This window comes from Gracilimonas sp. (genome assembly GCF_031581265.1).
In the GTDB taxonomy this organism is placed as follows: Bacteria; Bacteroidota; Rhodothermia; order Balneolales; family Balneolaceae; genus Gracilimonas.
Window position 1 is genome coordinate 38,649 of sequence record NZ_JAVLBQ010000007.1, and the last position, 18,426, is coordinate 57,074.

An 18,426-nucleotide genomic window follows, 5' to 3' on the forward strand; every position below is an offset into this window, starting at 1 on the left:
TTATTGATTAAGTGTATTGTTATTAGAAGTGCGTTGAAGCTATTCAATTGGGGGTATTGAGTCAAATAAAAAGTGAGTTTTTTTATAAATTATTTTTTCCCGCTGATTTTACTGTATAGCAGTCACTTTTTTTAAATCAGGCCAGTTACTGAAATCACTTGCAGTTGTGACTTTAACCGGTTGCCCGTAATTCTTGAATTCTTCGGGAATAGTCTCTTCTGAGACGGTAGATGGTAATTTATTCCAGGTAAATTCATCTTCTGATTCAGAAATTATAATCTCATCCTTTTCATTTTTTGAGAATAACAGCACTTCTGCATTGGTAAAAGTGCCGGAGAGTGAGTTAATAAAGTCGGGCAGTGGGATATGTTCAGGCTCTCCATTCTTGTCCACCAGGTTTGAAATCAATAAATTAGGAGCAGAATGGAGTTTATTTAATCCTTCTATATCAACGTGGAGGAAAGTACTTTTTTTAGTGATTAGCCCCTTTTGGAATCCATGAAGACCAATGGTTGGAATTCCCTGATCTGCAAAAAGACCGATCAAGCGTTTGTTTAAATCTTTGATGGCTCTGAGCCTGGCATCTTCACGCATCATCCCGGTTTGAATGAGCCGGTCGGTATAGGGACTGTCTCCATGTACGACCAATCCTTTTCGGTCTCCAAGATTTGACAGTGAACGTGCGAATGCAGTTAAGAATACGGAATTGTCTAAGTGTTCATGATCCAGAACGGCAATAAATTGAATGGACATCTATAATTGGATTTCTAAAGGAAGAATTAAAATTTTTGTAGTACTGTAATAACTATATACCGGGAATAATAATTTGGTAAAGTAATCACTTCTGAAGAATTGAAGATTTAAAATTAAGGGGCAACAAGTCTATAGTGATGTGTTCAGATACGGTATCATCAGAATGGTGAAGAGTTATGTTATTATAGGGAAGGTGCTCGGCAATGACCTGCCGGCAAGCACCACAGGGACTGCTGACCTCACCTTTTTTGGTATGCACTTCAATCCCCGTAAATGATCGGAAACCGGCTGCAATAGCTTTTGATATGGCAACACGCTCAGCACATAGACCTTGACTCCAGTCACTAACTTCAACGTTTACTCCCTCAAAATATCCGTTTTCAGTGAAGAGTAAGCAAGAAACCGGGAAATCAGAATTTGGGACGACAGCCTGACCTAAAAGATCTTTTAAATGTTGAGATACATTCATGTCAGGGTTTAAAGTATGCAGCAGATTTGCCGTTGGTTTATTTGGAAGCCCCTCCGTTTCTATAACTTCAAGATTGAATTCATGTACCCAAAAATGAAATTGAGAAAGCGGTTGGTTTTGAACATATACTTTTGATGGAATTTCTCCCTCGCTCAAACAAATGGAACAAGCAGCTTGTATGGCTGATATGGTGATTGGGTACGAAATATTTTCAACCCGAACTCCGACATAGAGATTTCCTTTTTCACTTTCCACTACACAAGCTTTCGGTGATTTTGAATAAGGGGTGTACGCTTTATCTAAAATGGATTTCCAATTCATACTGACTAATCTATGATTGCAGAGTAAGCTGCATCGGCAACTTCAGCTCTGATTCGGCTAATTCTACTTCCGTACGAGCGGTTAGGGAAGGTACGGTTTGTCAACAAAATAACAGCCATATTCTTCTTCCGGTCAATCCAGAAACTGGTACCTGTAAAGCCAAGATGACCAAAAGTATCGGAACCGGACAGACTTCCGGCGGTAGTAAATCCTTCAGCGCTTCTACGGTCAAAACCAAGTCCGCGCCCGCTGTGTTCAGATTGTTTGGTAGTAAATAGTTCTACGGTTTCACTATCTAAATAACGCTGATCTCCATAGACCCCTTCATTCAAAAGCATAGTTGCGAATTTGGCAATATCTGCTGCCGATGAAAAAAGTCCGGCATGTCCGGCAACTCCATCCATATAATATGCCCGTTCATCATGAACTTTGGCATGCACCAAACCGCGATCATATACGGTGTCAATTTCAGTGGGAGGGATACGATTTACCAACCATCGACTCTGGCTATGGGGATTGAAGAATGTACTGTACATACCCATGGGATAATAAAATTCGCTTCTGGAATACACATCCAATGGTTTACCAGAAACTTCATGGATAATTTCGCCCAATAAAATCATTCCCAAGTCACTGTACACATAATCCGTGCCTGTTTCATAAGTCAAAGGTTCATTTTTGATGGCATTGATGATTTCCGGTCGGGTTCGGATAGAATCTACATAGACCCTGAAAGGGGGAAGTCCCGATTGATGCAGCAAAATATCCCGAATCGTAATTTTTCGTTTTTCATCGGTATCAAATTCAGGGAAGAAATAAGCGATTCGGTCATCCAGTGAAAGCTTACCCTCGTCAATTAATTTCATGGTTGAGGCAGTGGTAGCCATCACTTTTGTTATCGAGGCAAGATCGTAAACATCAGTAGGCTGAACAGCTTCGGTTTTTGTATAATCTTGATAGCCATATCCCCGATTGTAAGCTAAAACGCCATCCTTCATAATACCAACAACCGCTCCCGGAAATACAGAATCCCTGATGGCATCATTAATGATATCATCAACTTTAAACAACTCTTTAGGGTCAAGACCAACTTCCTCCGGTGAGCCATAGCGAAGAGCGGTATGTTCGAAAGAAAGTCCATCGCCAATCTCATATAAATTAGGAATATCTATGGGTAGTTTCGCATCAACTTTAGAAGCCCCAAAAAGAGCTGCTGTTACTCCATCGATTTGTTCGTTCGTATTAGCCCAACCCTGAATATGGACATCAGCCTCTTCCAGGTCAGATACTATGTAAGGATTACCAAAAGAAACAAGTACTGACTTATTGTTACGATTAAGAACTTGTTTAAGAAAGGCCAATTTCTCTCCTGTCAGGTGGATAGGTTGGGCAAAACGGAGATAGATAAATGAGCCGATAATGACAAGGTCAGCTTCAGCCGCTTCTCTGAGAATTTCTTGTTTTTCCTTTTCACTCGTTCTGTTGTCATACACTCTGTAATTGACGTCAGGGTGATAGTCTCTTAATGCTCGTGCAAAAGTGCTTCCTGTCCGGCCATCTTCATCGTCTGATACAGCGAGCATCATCACCTCAGGATATTCCTTAGCTTGTATAGGTAGAATCTGATCTTCATTCTTCAATACGGAAATGGACTCTCGGGCAATCCTTGCTGCTTCTGCCTGATGAAAAGACGTATTAATTTTGGTATCAAGATCATTAAGTACGATCTGATTGTTAGAATCGAAAAGCCCATGAATCTGCTTCCAAACCATCAATTTGGCAAAGGATTTATTGATCCGTTCCTCACTTAATTCCCCGTTATTTACTGCGGCTTCTACTTCATTAATAGCAGTGAAGGTATCAGGACTGATTAGCATGATATCGGCCCCGGCTTTTAAAGCCCTTACCACGGCCTGTCCGGGAGAAAATTGAGACGTAATACCCCGCATATCAAGTCCATCGGTTACAACCATGCCGTTAAATTTTAAAGAATCTTGCAGAACATCTCCCAAAATCAGGGAATCTAAGGTTGCCAGAAGGTTCTGTCCGTTATTAATTTTAGGGAAGGCTATATGGGCACTCATGATGCTGGGCATACCTTTATTGATAGCCGCTCTGAAAGGTTTAAGTTCTACTGAATCAAGACTGCTGTAGTTATGGTCGATGATGGGGAAGTCGAGATGTGAATCAACATCGGTATCGCCATGGCCCGGAAAATGCTTGCCGGTAGGGATAATTTGTTCACTTTGAACCCCCTGCATAAAGGCCGTACCAAAATCACCTACAATATCAGGATCTGCTGAAAAAGAGCGGACATTAATCACCGGGTTCTCGGGGTTGTTGTTGACATCCAGCACCGGGGCAAATATTTGATGGACTCCCAAAGCTTTTGCTTCAATGGCCGTGATTTTGCCCATCATAAAAGCATTTCTCTTATCGCCGGTGGCAGCCACTCCCATAGCCGGAGTGAATCGGGTAGTTCGGCTGATCCGCATAGCTGCACCAAATTCCATATCCTGGGTGATCCATAAAGGGAATTTTGCCATTTGCTGGAGTTTGTTATTCAGAACAGCCTGCCCATAAATTTCACCCTGCATAAAAATGAGGCCGCCCACATGGTAATCGGTTACCATTTTCTCAAGTTCATGAAAGCTTTGAGAATATCTTGGAGTGAATTCACCTTCAGCCCGCACAAAAAATAGTTGACCAATTTTTTCCTTCAGTGGAGTATGAGCGACTAAGGAATCAATATATTTTTCATATTCATCGTCAATACTACGTGCAGATATATTATTTTCAGCTTCACCGGAAAAGGACCACGGAAAATTTTGAGCTGATGCAGGATTCGTGAGTAAAAGCGATAAGCTAAGTAACAGAAAGAAAACGTTGAAGACTGGTTTCATAGAATTATGTGCCGTAAATGATAGTCGTTGACTTTCGAAATGTACGTTATACAAACAGTCTAAACCAATGAATTATTTCAAGTTTTGTAAACAGTGAATATGGAAATGGTAGTTCCGGTACAAAGTCGTCTAAGTTTTTGAATATGATTGAAAATGAATGAATTTATAATTTTGACCTGAGTTCGATTTATATTGATTTGCAAATAACCTTAGTTGTCACTCTTGTAGATATTAGATAATTCGATGACAAAAATGAGGTTGCCCTAATACTTCCAAAACTAATACTACATTCCCAAAAGTTGTCATCCCGAGTGCCCCATAAAAATCAAAAGATTATAATTATATAAGTGAACACGAGGGATCTCAACGTCTTATTAGGGATGTCGTTCAAACCTTGAGATCCATCGCGTTCACCATAACAGGCCCCATGCAACCCGCCGGGCGCTTTGGATGACAACTATTGAGGGTATTCAAGAAAACCAATCCTTAGCGAGATCTTCCCAGTTAGGGTTCATACTTTCAATAAGCTCAATTTTCTTTTTTCGACTCCACCCTTTAATCTCCTTCTCTCTTTGTATAGCATATCCAACATCGTCCGTCCAGTCGTAATAGACCAATGAGTGTAGGTTATATTTTTTGGTAAAGCCTTCTACTAACTTATTCTTATGCTCATAGATTCTTCGCTCAAGATTACCGGTCATCCCGGTATAGATCATTTTGGAGGTATTACCTAGCATATAAACATAAAAACGCTTTTTCATACTTGTTAGAGCGATGAGAATACAATTGCTTACAAATTTTTTTATTTGTCATCGAATTGCATAACATCTACCACTCTGAGCGTACCGAAAGTTTCAATTAGTATCGATGTGTAACGCGAAGAGTCTCAAAAGAACACCAACATCGTTAGCATTTAAGGGTTTTGAGATCCTTCGCGTTAAGGAACTATTTTTTTAAAATGCATTCTAAGCGCTCAGAATGACAACTTCTTGAAACTTTTAATCGAACTCAGGTTTTTACTTTATTTCCAGTTTCTAAATGCTCATTATTGACCATGATCAGTGACGAAAAAAAAGAGGAAGTCAGGGCCGCTGCAGATATTGTAGAAGTGGTGCAAGATTATGTTAAACTTAAGCGCTCGGGTAGCAGTTTTGTAGGGTTGTGTCCCTATCATGATGAAAAAACGCCATCCTTTAACGTCACTCCGAGACTCCAAATTTTTAAATGCTTCGGCTGTGGCGAATCGGGTGATGTATTTAAGTTTGTGATGGATCAGGAAGGAGTGGGATTCACGGAAGCCATTCGGCAGCTTGCTGAGCGCTATGGGGTGTACATCCCGGAGGAAGAAGATGACGAGCATACGGAAGATAAACAGCTTCGGGAAGGAATTTTACATGCACTGAAATTTGCAGGTGTTTTCTTCTATCGAAATTTGATTGAAAATTCTGAAGCCGAAAAAGCGCTCACCTATTTGGAGGGGCGAAGATATTCCGGAAAAGTGTTCAAAAAGTATGGCTTGGGCTACGCACCTTCCGGAGGTGAAGAATTATTGAAAGCCGCTAAAAATGCAGGCATCGATGAAAAATACCTGGTAGAAGCGGACTTAATAAAACCAAGTAACAGGGGTAGTGGATATTACGATACATTTCGGGGACGATTGATGTTCCCAATTTTTAATCCCACCGGAAAGGTAATCGCGTTTGCCGGAAGAGTGTTGGGAAATGAAAAAACGGCCAAGTACATCAATTCCTCGCAGACCAAAGTATATAATAAAAGTGAAGTAGTGTATGGGGTGAATTTTGCGAAAAATGAGATTCGTAAACACAAAGAAGTAATTCTTGTGGAAGGTTATACGGATGTTATTACACTGATGGAGCATGGCATAGGCAATGTAGTAGCAAGCAGTGGAACCTCACTTACTCCGGGACAAATGAAGATCTTGCACCGATACGGAGAACGCATTGTGATGATATACGACTCCGACAGTGCCGGGCAAACCGCCATGAAGCGCGGCATTAATATTGCACTGGCAGAAGGCATGGAAGTAGAGTTGCTTGAACTGCCCGAAGATCAGGACCCGGATTCATTCGTCAAACAGTTTGGAAAGGAATCTTTTGAAGACCTTAAAAAAGAAGAAGCCTGTGACTTCGTCGATTTCTTGCTCATGAAAGCCGGGGAAGAAGGCCGCCTCGATAAGCCTACTGAGAAACCGAAAGTTATAACTGAGATTTTGGAATCTATAGCCAATATCGAAGATTCCATACAGCGACAGGTCTACGTACAATATTTTCATCAGAAAATTCAAAAGTTCCAGAAAGTAAAAGAGAAAGATCTGTTTGAGCAATTAGAGCGCATCATGAATGATAAGCGTTGGGAAGAAAAGCGTTCGAAAAGGAGAGAAGAGGCGAGAAAGAAAGTTCAGCAACAAGCTAATAATGACGAGCGGAGTGAGACAGATGAAGAACCACCTCACCCCGGCACAAAGACCGCTGCTGTGGCATCAAAAAAGAAGCCGCATTATGAGAAAGAGTTGATTCGCCTGATGATCAGTTATGGGCGCAATATGGTGGAATACATATGCTCTTTTACCAATGCCAAACTTTTTGAAGATGATGAACTGCGGATGTTTTACAACGACATCATCGAAAAATATAAAGCCGAAAAAGACTTTTCCCTGAGTGCGTATTCCGGAGCAGAAGCTCCTTTCCCTCGATTGGTTGGAGATGTGTCCCTTGAGCAGCATACCGCCAGCGATCGGCATGAAGAGAAAATTGGAATGAAATATGAAAAGGATAAAAATCCCTATAAAACTGCAAAAAGTTCGATCCGTGCAGCCCAGATAAGTTTTTATCGCCGAAAGGTCAACGAACTGGCCGACCGGATCGGGAGTGTTAGCGGAGATGAAAAACTTGAGCTGATGAAGCGGCAAAAGGATGTGAAGTCAAAGTTAACAAGAAGAGAAACTACGGATCCCGATGACTTATTTCCTGACCCCGAAACAGGCCTTTACGATGAAGTCAATGAAAACGTATTCCAATACAAAATGAAAGGGGATAAGTGATAAAGTGAAGAGTGATCAAGTAAGCCTTATTTAGCAACTACCCTCTTCAAACGGCCAGTTCTATAAGTTTTTTTATTATCTAAAGGATAATATTTAGAAATAGAAAAATAGCCAAAGCCTACTTCATCACTCTTCACTTTATCACTTCGTCAAAGCATAAATAAGAATATTCGCCCCCATCTGAAAAGCCTGTTGCCGGAGTGTCTCAGGTGTATTATGAACTCTGGCATCAGCCCATCCATCCCCGAGATTAGATTCATAGGTATAAAATACAACCATTCTACCCTCATGAAAGATGGCAAATCCCTGAGGAGGCTGGTTATCGTGTTCATGGATTTTAGGTAATCCATTCTCGAAGGTATACAGTTGATCGTAAATTGAATGGTTAAAGGGGACTTCTATAAACTCTTCATCAGGAAAAACCTGCTCTATTACCGGGCGGATGTATTCATCCAATCCGTAATCATCATCCACGTACAGAAACCCTCCATTTTGCAGGTATTCTCTTACATTGCGGGTTTCAGAGGAATTAAGAGTGATGTTGCCATGTCCTGTAAGAAATACGAAAGGATAAGAGTGAAGGTCGGCACTACCCAGTGAAACATCAGTATAGGATTCTGAAATCGGTACAGGTGCGTTGGCCTTGGTAAATTGAATTAGGTTTTGGAGGGCGGAAGGATCGTTATACCAATCGCCACCGCCCCGATACTTAGCACGGGCAATTTCAAACTCTCCGGAGGTTTGAGCCATTATAGGACTACCAAATATTAAGAGTGTAAGAACAAGGAGTGTAGAGTGTTTGATCATTTTAAAGAACCGGTAATTCAACAAAAGTTTTTACTGTATCAGTTGCTAACGAACCAAAGATACCTATTCCGCCATTCATACGATAAATAACATTTTGTATTTGTCCTGGAGAAAAGGTGCTTCCACCTAACTGAGTTTCTTGAGAACGTATAAAATCATAAATATTGTCATCGATGGTATTAGCTACTATAAAATTCTCTTGATAGAAAGCAATTCCAATCCACGGAAAGTCGAATGTAAATGAACCATTAGGATTAAGCTCAAAATTTCCCTCGTTGATAATTCCGGAGCTATTGTTGGAAAAGCTTTCCAACTCTTGTTCAGGTGTTTCACTTTCATCATACACTTCTTTGTAAAACGGAGTCAGGTTTTGTGGTATAATATTTTGAGCCAGAGCGTTAAATACGTAAATATTCTGCCGTCCCGGGTAACTGCTTTGTGTTAAAGTGAGTTCCAATTGTTCGGGTGATTGATATTCAACCGTATCTTGTACTTCTCCAACAACTCTAAATGTATCAGGCACTACAGTGTATGCAGTTACAATATCATCGGAATACGGAAATGTAATTTTAAGTTGATACGTGCGGGTGGGAAGTACTTTATGGTTAGGGTTAGGAATATAGATACCGGGCAATTGATTTTGATAAGTAAATATTTGCTCGGGAGCACTATTAGGTCCTGATTCAAGCAGTTGAACTTCAATACTGGCATTGTTGATGGATTGTTCTTCAAAATCATATAAAACATCAGCACGAACAGTTTTAGAGAGCAAAATTGACGGTAATTGACGGTTAGCTACCAAATAAGCTTCAACCACATATTGCTCCTGATATTCATCCTGAGGATAAGTTTCGCATGAAGCAACTATACCGGTAAGAAATAAAACAATTAAAAGTTGTTTATGCATAGGACTAAAAATTTACGGTATATGAAATTGAAGGTAATATGGGTAACAAATTTGCTTCTGTTCGTAGCACAGGGTTTTCACTAAAATCAAAATTGTAGAACCATACGTTTCGACGTGAGTATACATTTATAACTTGAAGCTGAAGAATAGATTCTGCAATTCCGAAAAAGGATCCGGTCCTGGAAAGAGAAAGGTCCAATCGGTGATAGTTAGGTAAGCGGGATGCATTTACTTTACCTACTGTGAATACATTTCGGTTATCATTGGTCCATGGTAACTCAAATTGAGCATAGCGACCAAGTACTTTGGTGTAAGACTGACCGGTCGCAAAATTGAACGATGATGTTAGCTTCCACCGATCTGTAATTTGATAGTTGGCAACAATATTAATGTCATGTCGGCGATCATACTTTGGAGGATAAAATCGGGCATTTTCAGAATCGGCACCAATGGGGGAATTGAACCCGGGAAATTTACGCCAGGTGTATCCCAGGGTATATCCGATAAAGCCAGAGAAATCACCTTGTCGTTTTTCAAAAAAAACCTCCATTCCGTACGCATATCCTTCTCCAAAGCGGAATACATCTTGATAAGGCAAGCCGGCTACATCAGGTAAGAAAGGATCTAGTTCAAAGAGATCAATCATATTTCGGTAGTAGAGTTCCACATCGAATCCATAGCCTTCAAATGGGATCGTTTTGGCTCCAATAATGTATTGATCTCCATAAGCCGGAGAGACACCTTCTGCTGAAGTAAGCCACACATCAAAACCAGAAAATGCTTCGTTCGAAATCAGGGTTAAAAACTGATTATAGCGACCATAGGCTGCTTGGAGACGTACTTTACTGTTTGGCTGATGCTCTACAGACAGGCGGGGAGCCAGGCGCAGGTAATCGCCATCGGAAAAGTAATTTAGACGAAGTCCCGGAGTGATAATCCATCTTTCAGCCGGCCTCCATTCATCTTGAACATACAGTGATGCATATTGATTTTGAATACGGTTGGTAAAATTGTTGGAGTCATCAAACCTATCCCGAAGTTTGAAAGTAAAGTTACCGGCCCAAAAACCGGTTTTAACCAAATTTTTTTGATTTGGGATGTACTCTAAATCAGATTTAAGAGAAAAATCATAGAGGATGTTATTGCGCTGAAAATTAGTGCCGGCTATTTCAAATTCGGGATAGTTGAAGTATCTGGAACCGGTGAGTACAAAATTTGAAAAAAGTTTTTCAGAAAATATATGGGTCCAATTTCCACTGATGGTTTGATTTCCATAATCAAGTTCAAATTCTGCATCTTCACTAAAAGGAAAGGTTACCCGGTCTTGTCCTGCGTAGATAGCGAGTGAAAATTTATCGGAATCTGATGCGTCAAAATTAATTTTACTGTTTATATCATAAAAGTAAAATTTACTTGGTACGTTTTCTTCCGATTGCCGAATGGCAGCAAGCAGCGGCTCAATGGTAGAACGTCGTGCAGCAATCATCCAGGAACCTTTGCTATAAGGACCTTCAATGGAGGCACGGGAAGCAAGTAAACTGGCCGTGACTGTACCTTCCATTTCGTTTCTATTTCCGTCTTTGTTATAGATAGTGAGAACCGAGCCTAAGCGTCCCCCATACTCTGAGGGATATCCCCCTTTGTAAAGCCGGACATCCTTTATGGCATCCGGATTAAAGGTAGAAAAGAAACCAAAAAAGTGGCTGGGATTATATACAGTGGTTCGGTCAAGGAGGATTAAGGTTTGGTCAGGGCTCCCGCCTCGAATATATAAGCCACTTGAGAAATCAGAAGCGGCTTTTACGCCTGGAAGCAATTGAATTGAACGAAATACATCGGCCTCAAAAACAGCAGGAAGTTCTTTGATAAGCTCTGTCTCCACCTGACTTATACTAATATTTTTAAGCTCTTGTTCTTCCCGGAAAGAACGCACTTCAATTTCTCCTAACTGAACACTCTGTGGATCAAGCTCAATATCAAGCCTGATATTTTGTCCTTCTTCCAGCGTAATTTGTTGTCTAAATGTTTCATATCCAACGTAAGTACCCACTATGGTGTAGGTGCCGGGTTTAATATTTGTAATTGTGTAGTATCCCAGGGAGTTGGTGGCTGCTCCACGGTTCAATTCAAGAAAGCCTACACTGGCACTGATTAAGGTTTCACCAGATTCACTATCGGTTACATAACCACTTATTGATGCAGCCTCTTGCGCAGATGCATTTTTTGCCCCCATAAAAGTAAGTAATAAAATAAATCTCAAAATATACTTCATCGAAGGAATGATTTAAATGCAGGCACTTTCACGAATGAAATGGTAAAAAGGTTCGATATAAAGTACATATTACAACTCAAGACTTCCTTGCATATCATCATTGGGAATTTTCAAATTAGTTCCAAGTTTCTTGTTGATTCCTTTTATAAAGTGAGCAGAAAGTAACGGTGATTCTTTTTCTACATTTTGATGAACAAAGAAATAAATTTTTTCTAATCCGCTATCATTCCAAAAATGAAGTCTTTCAATCCAGTCATCGAGCCTGGAATAGTCGCTTGGGTGATTTGCTCCCACATATCTGACGAATGCCACTGGGGTGGTAAGTCGCATATGTAATAAATCTCTTCGGCCGGCTGTATCTGTAATTATGTTTGTAACCTTATTCTCTTCAAATAGCTTATATAATTGATTGGATACCACGTCATCATTATACCAATCACTATGCCTTAATTCGACGGCAAGGGGGATATCATCCGGCCAAATTTCTACCAAACGCTGAATACGATCAAAATTTTTGGGTTTAAAATCATCGCGAAGCTGTAAGAAAACCATTTCCAGTTGATCTTCAAAGCCACGCATGCCATGCAGGTATTCTTCAAGAGAAGCTTCAATGTTTTTTAATCGCTTAAAATGACTAATGGAATTTACCACCTTGGGAAAGAACTTGAAGTCATCGGGTGTTTTTTCTGCCCATGCTTTTGTCTGTTCCGGACTTTTTCTACCATAAAATGTGGCATTCAGCTCAATAGAATTAAACTGACGGGAATAGTACTCCAATTCATCTTTAGTCCCTCGCGGATAAAACCCCTTCAGGTCTTTTTTGTTCCATTTGGCACAGCCAACATAGGTATCCAAATTTTCTCCGCCTTTTTGATGCAGAATTTTAAGTGTATCGGGATGATCAGGAGGGAGGGTGAAATCAATATTTTCGGGATTATCTACCTTACCGAATTTCATAACTGGAATGTTAAATGTTGAATTTTAAATGTTAAATAGCGGATGCAATTTAACATTTAACACTTAACATTTAGAATCTAAATTAGTGAAAGACAGAAAATTATTACGCAGTATTACAGTCAAATAAAAAGCTTAGTTTTTCGTATATTAAATCAGTTCATTGACGTATTGGGGGTGTTCTGGATTCGACGGGTTGAGTATCACCGTTGGTTGCATGTCGAGATTGTCCAATGATTCTCGTAATAACAATCATTATGGTTCAAAAGTAATTGACAATAATTACTCATACCGCTTAGCAGCTTAAACTGTTGAGCCGTCCCGCTGGTTAAGTGCCTATCATTGCCAGCCCGGACGTCATACAAGATAGGATAGCGTTAAAGTGCTTTCTGTCGCTTTAGCGTAAAACTAAAACAGAATAGTTTGAAGTCGCTTAGGTACTGGGCTCGGCTTCAGGCGAATGTCAATCAGTACCTACACATGTAGATGCTAACAGGTCTACCTTCCCGGACCGGGGTTCGACTCCCCGCACCTCCACTATAATTTAAGCCAACTCAGAATTCTGAGTTGGCTTTTTTTTTAAAAAATTTGGCTTGTTCAGGTACTTATATGGGGGAGGCTAAATTTTACATAGTCATCAAGTGTAAAAAAGATTACATTTCTTTGAATTTGTTAAATAACTCACATTTTATAATTCGATCACAATAACTTTGCAAGCACATGAAAATTAAAAAAGAGATAAAAGCCACTGAAGAAGATATCGAAAGTCTTGAAATGCATTCGGTTATAAATATTATATCCGTCATTAGTAGTCAGTTACAATTGATGCAGATGGATAGTGATCATCCGGAATTACTTGATCCTGCTATAAAGAAAGCTTCAGAATTTGGTGATGCCGCACACTCAAAGAATAAATCATTTTTTAACGAAGAATCGCTTCAGGAATTTGAAGAATTAATTAAAGAATCCGTAAATAATCTGAGGAAAGATCAGCCGGTTTTGAATGACGGGACGGCGGTTGATGAGTATCTGAAAATCTTTGGTAATGTTTTTGATGTGTTTGAAGTACGACTCAAAGAGATTATTAATCGATGGGAGGCCCCTAATAAATGGGTTCCTTTTAAGGTGGAAAACTTTGTTAATGATTTTAAGGAGTTCTTTTATGCTATGGAAAAGAACAGCAAAGGCAGGTACCATATTATATACAATATTGCAGAGCAGGAAGACAAAGATTATCTGGTTAATTTTGCCATCAATAGCGAAGGCAACGACATTATTTACATGCCCCTGATCTTGAAGGATGTCATAAGAGATCTGATTGCAAATGCCCGTAAGTATACTCCTCCGGGAGGTGAAATCACCATAGGAATCTCACAAAAAGAGAAGGTATTTAAGTTTGTTGTTGAAGACACAGGGCTTGGTATTCCTAAAAATGAAATTGAGCAAGTAGTTGAATACGGATATCGTGGAAGCAATGTTAAAGATGTTGTACGTACTATGGGTGGGGGATTTGGATTGACCAAAGCATATCATGTGATTAGGGAACTGAATGGGGAGTTATGGATTGAATCAGAAAAAGGGGAGGGCACTAAAATAACTGTAGAAATACCCATTCCTGATAGAGTTAAAATCTAATAACACTCCAAACTACTTATTTGCTTTTCACTAAAAATAAACCTCGACAAGTATTTCATGATAGGCAAGGAAGAGTCCCAATCTTGGAAGGTGTTGTTAGCTTAGTCTGCACAGAATTACTAATAAATTTTTTAATACTTCTCTGTCTATGGAATCACAACCCAAAAAAGACAGCCTATGAAAGCAATTACATTTGAAGGAATAAGGAAGATTAAGATTGCTGAAGTACCGGAACCTCGGATTCAGGATTCAAGGGATGTAATTATAAGGGTGGAACGAGGTGCCCTTTGTGGTTCGGATATGCACGTGTATAACGGGAGGGAAACGGGTATTGATGAGGGAACGGTGATGGGGCATGAATTCACCGGAACCGTTATGGAGACAGGAAAAGAAGTTTCAAATTTTAAGCAAGGGGACAGGGTTGCTTCACCTTTTACTCTCAACTGTGGGGATTGTTTTTATTGTAAAAAAGGACTATCGGCCCGCTGCGAAAAGAGCCGGTTATTTGGCTGGGTTGAAAATGGGATTGGGTTGCAAGGTGTCCATACCAAATATGTAAGAGTTCCATTCGGAGACTCAACCTTGGTGAAACTTCCGGATGAAATCAGCTGGGAGACGGGCGTATTGATGGGCGATAATTTTCCAACCGGATACTTTTGTGCTGAAATGGCTGAGATAAAACCGGATCAAACGTACATAGTAATTGGAGTAATTGGATGCGGTCCGATTGGTTTGATGACTATTATCTCAACGTTTCTGCAGGGAGCTGAAAACGTGTTTGCTGTTGATTTGCTGCAAAACAGGCTGAAAAAAGCAAAGCAGCTGGGAGCGATACCCATCAACACAAATGACAAAAGCTGGAAGGAAGTTGTTAACGAGTACACCGAAGGTCGTGGGTTTGACGGGGTGATGGAAGCCGTGGGCAGTGCAGCAACGATGAAGCTTGCATTTGATATGGTACGGCCGGGAGGTATTCTTGCCTCGGTTGGAGTTCAGGCCTATGAGCAGCTTCCATTCAATCCTCCGGGATTATATGACAAGAATATTACCATGAAATTCGGACGCTGCCCGGCGCGATCTTATATGGAAAAGCTTATTCCTCTTGTGCAAAAAGAACAATTGGATTTAACAACCGTCATCACGCATACATTTTCCTTGGAGGAAGGGGTGGAGGCCTATCGGTTGTTTGATGAGCAAAAAGATGAATGCATTAAGGTCTTGTTAAAGCCATAGCATTCGGGGTAAATCATTTCATTTAGAATTGCGATTAACCCATGGACGATAGATCAATTTTCCAATGAAGTTCCTCGCAAAGTCCAACCTTTGGTATCCACCAAAACAAAAAAGCCCCACCATAATGATGAGGCTTAAAAGTATCAGAAAACTATTTCGATTTGTCGTTAAATAGGTTTAATCATCGTCATCATCTTCTTCTTCACCTTCGGCTTCAAAAGAATTTTCTATGTTTTGCTCAATTTGTTCCCGGTTAGATGACTCATTGGGATCAAGGGGATTGCCATTTTCATCAACAAACCATCCGGAAGTATCAAGACTGACAGTAATTGCAGCAGAGGAGGTAGTTTCCGAAATTTCTAAAACAGGATTTAGATCCAGTTCAATCTCAAAATCTTCCGCAGATCGAAACATGAATTCTTCACCGTTGTAAACTCCTTTAACCACAAAAGAATAGTTAGTATCTCCATCAGTAAAATCAGGGTTTGATATGGAATTGTTGTCGTCGTCATATTCAATTTCTATACTGAATTCATCATATATTCCGACAGGAATTTCACTTGTAGTTAGCTGAACGGAATCACCTGTGACCGGAATGTTGATGATGAAATTTTCAACTTCGAAATCTGAAGAATCATCATTTACACTTTCCAGTTCCAATTCCTCAACAAGCAGTTTGATTTCCGTGAGGGAATCAAGACTAACAGCTTTAGATTTAGCAGCGGTGTTAGTTTTAACCTGCATATTCACTGCCACTGATTTCGACTTGTCACCATCGTTGTTTGAAGTGGTAATATCACATCCGGTTAAAAAGGCAAAGGAAGTAATTAGTATCGTAGTAACAAATAGTTTTAATAGTTTCATTTTGGTTTTTTTATTTAATGGTTCTATCCCTTAAACACGCAAAGATCAGATATGTTCCCGGGAAAAGTTTTGTGTTTAAGACATAAATGGAAGTATCGAATATCCAATAACGAATAGCCAACTCACAATATCCAAGTACAATGAATTACTTTATCTATAAATCACTCCAAAAATAAAGAAGGATGTTTATCGTGATGGTCTGTTGCCTCCTGATAGGCCTTAGCTACAGCAAGCAATGTAGCCTCATCAAATAAATCTCCGGTAAAAGTGATGCTGGTAGGCTGACTATTATCTGTAAAACCATTTGGTAAAACCACACTCGGATGGCCGGTCAAATTCGTTACCAATAAGTTTCCTCCACCAAAAGCAGGGGAGATATACACATCCACTTCCTGGAAAACAGAATCCATACGTTGAATAAGTTCATAGCGAGCCCGGTTGGCGTTGATGTATTCAGTGGCGGGTATGAAATGTGCTGCCCTAAATGTATTTGGCCAGGCATTCGGCTCTTGCCAGTGCATAAGGTCATCCTGATTCGATAGAGTTAGCTGATCAAAGGCAGCGGCGGCTTCTGCATTTAAAATAAGACGGAGAGGAGATACATCGTAATCAGGTAATTCTATAGGAATAAGTTCAACCCCTAAATCTCGGTATGTTTCCAATACCAGGCTGTCTCGCTTTTTATTCCAGTAGTTTTGTTCAAAAGCTGATTTTAGGTATCCAATTTTTACTGTAGACAGATCCAGTTCTGCATTATAATTAAAGGGTAAATCGATGATGGTTTGGTCTACACCGTCCGGGCCGTACATTGCATTGAAAACCAAGGCTGCATCTTCAATACTTCGGGTAATGGGGCCAATTTTATCCATGCTCCAGCTCAAAGCCATGGCTCCCGTTCTTGATACCCGACCATACGTAGGTCGTAATCCGGTGGTGCCGTTGCGGGTAGAAGGAGATACAATGGAACCTAATGTCTCCGTGCCAATGGCAAAAGGGAATAGACCTGCCGAAGTGCCTGCCGCTGATCCTGCTGAAGAACCGCTTGATCCTTGTTCCAAATTCCAGGGATTGTTGGTGCGTCCACCAAACCAAATGTCGCCATAAGCCAATGCTCCCAAAGTAGTTTTTGCAATGAGTACGGCTCCGGCTTCATCCAATTTTTGAACCACACTGGCCGTTTGGTCAATAGTTTGATTCTTATAAGGTTCTGCTCCCCATGTCGTTTTGTATCCTTCCACAGCCAACAGATCTTTGGCACCATAGGGTATTCCGTGCAAGGGACCTCTATAAATACCATTTTCCAGTTCAGCATCCATTTGTTGGGCTTTTTCTAAGGCACGTTCGCGGGTTATCGTTATAATAGCTTCCAGTTTTTCATCATACTTCTCAATACGATCAAGGAAAAACTCAGTAAGCTCAAGGGAGGTAATTTTCCGGTCTTTGATGAGGGAGGCTAATTCGCCAATGGTATAGAAGGCCAGGTCAGCTCTGTTTTCAGGTAACTCTATATTTTCCGGTAAATCCCAGGTTTGAGATCTTTGTTGAAAATCAAATCTTTTACCCACCGGTATGGGGTTAAAGTTGATAGCAGGAGGTATCGAGTTATCAAGTTTGAGATCTCTGATACTTTGCAGATCCTCTCGGGTATTTTCAAGAGCTTGTATCATGGTATCACGCTCTGTTTCTGTAAACTCCAGTCCGATCACCGTAGCAGCATCTGCGATCATTTCTGAAGTAATGGGAGCATCTTTATCTTTAATGATTGTAAATGCCAGTAGGAACCCAAGTGTTATTCCTCCAGCGAAAAGCATGATTTTATTAAACTTTTTCATGGTAGATTGGAAGGTTTATTAATTTATTACGTAACAATTAAAAGGGGCTCAATTATTGGTAGAATCGAGGACTAAGTCAATGCCATTAACAAGAATTTGAGGTGTACTATAATTCTTTTGATAACTGTAGAAAAGAAATATTTGAATTAATTGAGATACTGTTTAGTTTCTTAGCCGATTAATGATGGTCTTTGGATATTTTTTGATCCGAAGTTAAAAGGGAATCTCGTGAAAACCGAGAACTGTTCCCGCAACTGTAATCCGAATCCGCCGTTTGGTGGATCACTTGCAGCCTTACCTTTGCCACTGTTCCGGAAGGGACGGGAAGGCGCTGCCAACGGAAAGTCAGGAGACCTGCCATCATCGAACCGTAGCACCTCTTTCGGGTAAAAAGACGTGCCGTAATTATTTTCAT

General features: G+C 40.3%; 13 protein-coding genes, 1 other RNA gene and 1 riboswitch. Of the genes, 4 read left to right on the plus strand and 10 right to left on the minus strand.

The window, feature by feature from the left end; all coding sequences use genetic code 11:
- Positions 1 to 108 precede the first annotated feature (108 nt).
- The 4 genes from RI561_RS04340 to RI561_RS04355 form a co-directional block, all read right to left on the minus strand.
- Positions 109 to 753, minus strand: coding sequence for a hypothetical protein (locus tag RI561_RS04340; RefSeq protein ID WP_395079002.1), 645 nt, complete (start codon positions 751 to 753; stop codon positions 109 to 111).
- Between the two features lie 85 nt (positions 754 to 838).
- Positions 839 to 1,543, minus strand: a complete 705-nt coding sequence (locus tag RI561_RS04345) for a cytidine deaminase (protein WP_395079003.1) — start codon at positions 1,541 to 1,543, stop codon at positions 839 to 841.
- A gap of 5 nt (positions 1,544 to 1,548) precedes the next feature.
- The gene (locus tag RI561_RS04350; RefSeq protein ID WP_395079004.1) at positions 1,549 to 4,446 is read right to left on the minus strand and encodes a glycoside hydrolase family 3 N-terminal domain-containing protein; all 2,898 of its coding nucleotides are present in this window, start codon (positions 4,444 to 4,446) and stop codon (positions 1,549 to 1,551) included.
- Between the two features lie 470 nt (positions 4,447 to 4,916).
- Complete coding sequence (locus tag RI561_RS04355) at positions 4,917 to 5,183, minus strand: GIY-YIG nuclease family protein (protein WP_395079005.1); 267 nt, start codon at positions 5,181 to 5,183, stop codon at positions 4,917 to 4,919.
- A gap of 317 nt (positions 5,184 to 5,500) precedes the next feature.
- On the opposite strand from RI561_RS04355, the gene dnaG reads away from it, so the two are divergent.
- On the plus strand, positions 5,501 to 7,507 hold the full coding sequence (dnaG, locus tag RI561_RS04360; protein ID WP_395079006.1) for a DNA primase: 2,007 nt from the start codon (positions 5,501 to 5,503) through the stop codon (positions 7,505 to 7,507).
- A 141-nt stretch (positions 7,508 to 7,648) separates the two neighbouring features.
- On the opposite strand, the gene RI561_RS04365 is transcribed toward dnaG, so the two are convergent.
- The 4 genes from RI561_RS04365 to RI561_RS04380 form a co-directional block, all read right to left on the minus strand.
- A complete protein-coding gene (locus RI561_RS04365) occupies positions 7,649 to 8,314 on the minus strand; it encodes a DUF4159 domain-containing protein (RefSeq protein WP_395079007.1) in 666 nt (221 codons plus the stop codon).
- 1 nt (position 8,315) lies between these two features.
- Positions 8,316 to 9,221 (minus strand): DUF4249 family protein, encoded by a 906-nt coding sequence (locus RI561_RS04370; RefSeq protein WP_395079008.1) that lies wholly within the window; start codon positions 9,219 to 9,221, stop codon positions 8,316 to 8,318.
- A gap of 4 nt (positions 9,222 to 9,225) precedes the next feature.
- Positions 9,226 to 11,493: a TonB-dependent receptor domain-containing protein gene (locus tag RI561_RS04375; RefSeq protein WP_395079009.1), complete on the minus strand. Its 2,268-nt coding sequence runs from the start codon at positions 11,491 to 11,493 to the stop codon at positions 9,226 to 9,228.
- 69 nt (positions 11,494 to 11,562) lie between these two features.
- Positions 11,563 to 12,450 (minus strand): DUF72 domain-containing protein, encoded by an 888-nt coding sequence (locus tag RI561_RS04380; RefSeq protein WP_395079010.1) that lies wholly within the window; start codon positions 12,448 to 12,450, stop codon positions 11,563 to 11,565.
- Positions 12,451 to 12,620: 170 nt separating this feature from the next.
- On the opposite strand from RI561_RS04380, the gene ssrA reads away from it, so the two are divergent.
- The 3 genes from ssrA to RI561_RS04395 all read left to right on the plus strand — a co-directional run bounded on the left by ssrA (position 12,621) and on the right by RI561_RS04395 (position 15,315).
- Positions 12,621 to 12,987, plus strand: a transfer-messenger RNA (tmRNA) gene (gene ssrA / locus RI561_RS04385).
- A 180-nt stretch (positions 12,988 to 13,167) separates the two neighbouring features.
- Positions 13,168 to 14,082: a sensor histidine kinase gene (locus tag RI561_RS04390; RefSeq protein ID WP_395079011.1), complete on the plus strand. Its 915-nt coding sequence runs from the start codon at positions 13,168 to 13,170 to the stop codon at positions 14,080 to 14,082.
- Positions 14,083 to 14,259: 177 nt separating this feature from the next.
- Positions 14,260 to 15,315 carry an alcohol dehydrogenase family protein gene (locus RI561_RS04395; RefSeq protein WP_395079012.1) on the plus strand — a complete coding sequence of 352 codons (1,056 nt, stop codon included), beginning with the start codon at positions 14,260 to 14,262 and terminating at the stop codon, positions 15,313 to 15,315.
- A gap of 177 nt (positions 15,316 to 15,492) precedes the next feature.
- Here RI561_RS04395 and RI561_RS04400 read toward each other — a convergent pair whose 3' ends face one another.
- Both RI561_RS04400 and RI561_RS04405 read right to left on the minus strand, forming a co-directional pair.
- Positions 15,493 to 16,179 carry a hypothetical protein gene (locus RI561_RS04400; protein WP_395079013.1) on the minus strand — a complete coding sequence of 229 codons (687 nt, stop codon included), beginning with the start codon at positions 16,177 to 16,179 and terminating at the stop codon, positions 15,493 to 15,495.
- A 161-nt stretch (positions 16,180 to 16,340) separates the two neighbouring features.
- On the minus strand, positions 16,341 to 18,011 hold the full coding sequence (locus RI561_RS04405) for an amidase (protein ID WP_395079014.1): 1,671 nt from the start codon (positions 18,009 to 18,011) through the stop codon (positions 16,341 to 16,343).
- A gap of 168 nt (positions 18,012 to 18,179) precedes the next feature.
- A riboswitch (cobalamin riboswitch) is annotated at positions 18,180 to 18,388 on the plus strand.
- Positions 18,389 to 18,426: the final 38 nt, after the last annotated feature.

Bases quoted from the DNA above. Each gene is read 5' to 3' on its own strand.
- RI561_RS04340 (WP_395079002.1), bottom strand. From the start codon at position 753: ATGTCCATTCAATTTATTGCCGTTCTGGATCATGAACACTTAGACAAT.
- RI561_RS04345 (WP_395079003.1), bottom strand. From the start codon at position 1,543: ATGAATTGGAAATCCATTTTAGATAAAGCGTACACCCCTTATTCAAAA.
- RI561_RS04350 (WP_395079004.1), bottom strand. From the start codon at position 4,446: ATGAAACCAGTCTTCAACGTTTTCTTTCTGTTACTTAGCTTATCGCTT.
- RI561_RS04355 (WP_395079005.1), bottom strand. From the start codon at position 5,183: ATGCTAGGTAATACCTCCAAAATGATCTATACCGGGATGACCGGTAAT.
- dnaG (WP_395079006.1), top strand. From the start codon at position 5,501: ATGATCAGTGACGAAAAAAAAGAGGAAGTCAGGGCCGCTGCAGATATT.
- RI561_RS04365 (WP_395079007.1), bottom strand. From the start codon at position 8,314: ATGATCAAACACTCTACACTCCTTGTTCTTACACTCTTAATATTTGGT.
- RI561_RS04370 (WP_395079008.1), bottom strand. From the start codon at position 9,221: ATGCATAAACAACTTTTAATTGTTTTATTTCTTACCGGTATAGTTGCT.
- RI561_RS04375 (WP_395079009.1), bottom strand. From the start codon at position 11,493: ATGAAGTATATTTTGAGATTTATTTTATTACTTACTTTTATGGGGGCA.
- RI561_RS04380 (WP_395079010.1), bottom strand. From the start codon at position 12,450: ATGAAATTCGGTAAGGTAGATAATCCCGAAAATATTGATTTCACCCTC.
- RI561_RS04390 (WP_395079011.1), top strand. From the start codon at position 13,168: ATGAAAATTAAAAAAGAGATAAAAGCCACTGAAGAAGATATCGAAAGT.
- RI561_RS04395 (WP_395079012.1), top strand. From the start codon at position 14,260: ATGAAAGCAATTACATTTGAAGGAATAAGGAAGATTAAGATTGCTGAA.
- RI561_RS04400 (WP_395079013.1), bottom strand. From the start codon at position 16,179: ATGAAACTATTAAAACTATTTGTTACTACGATACTAATTACTTCCTTT.
- RI561_RS04405 (WP_395079014.1), bottom strand. From the start codon at position 18,011: ATGAAAAAGTTTAATAAAATCATGCTTTTCGCTGGAGGAATAACACTT.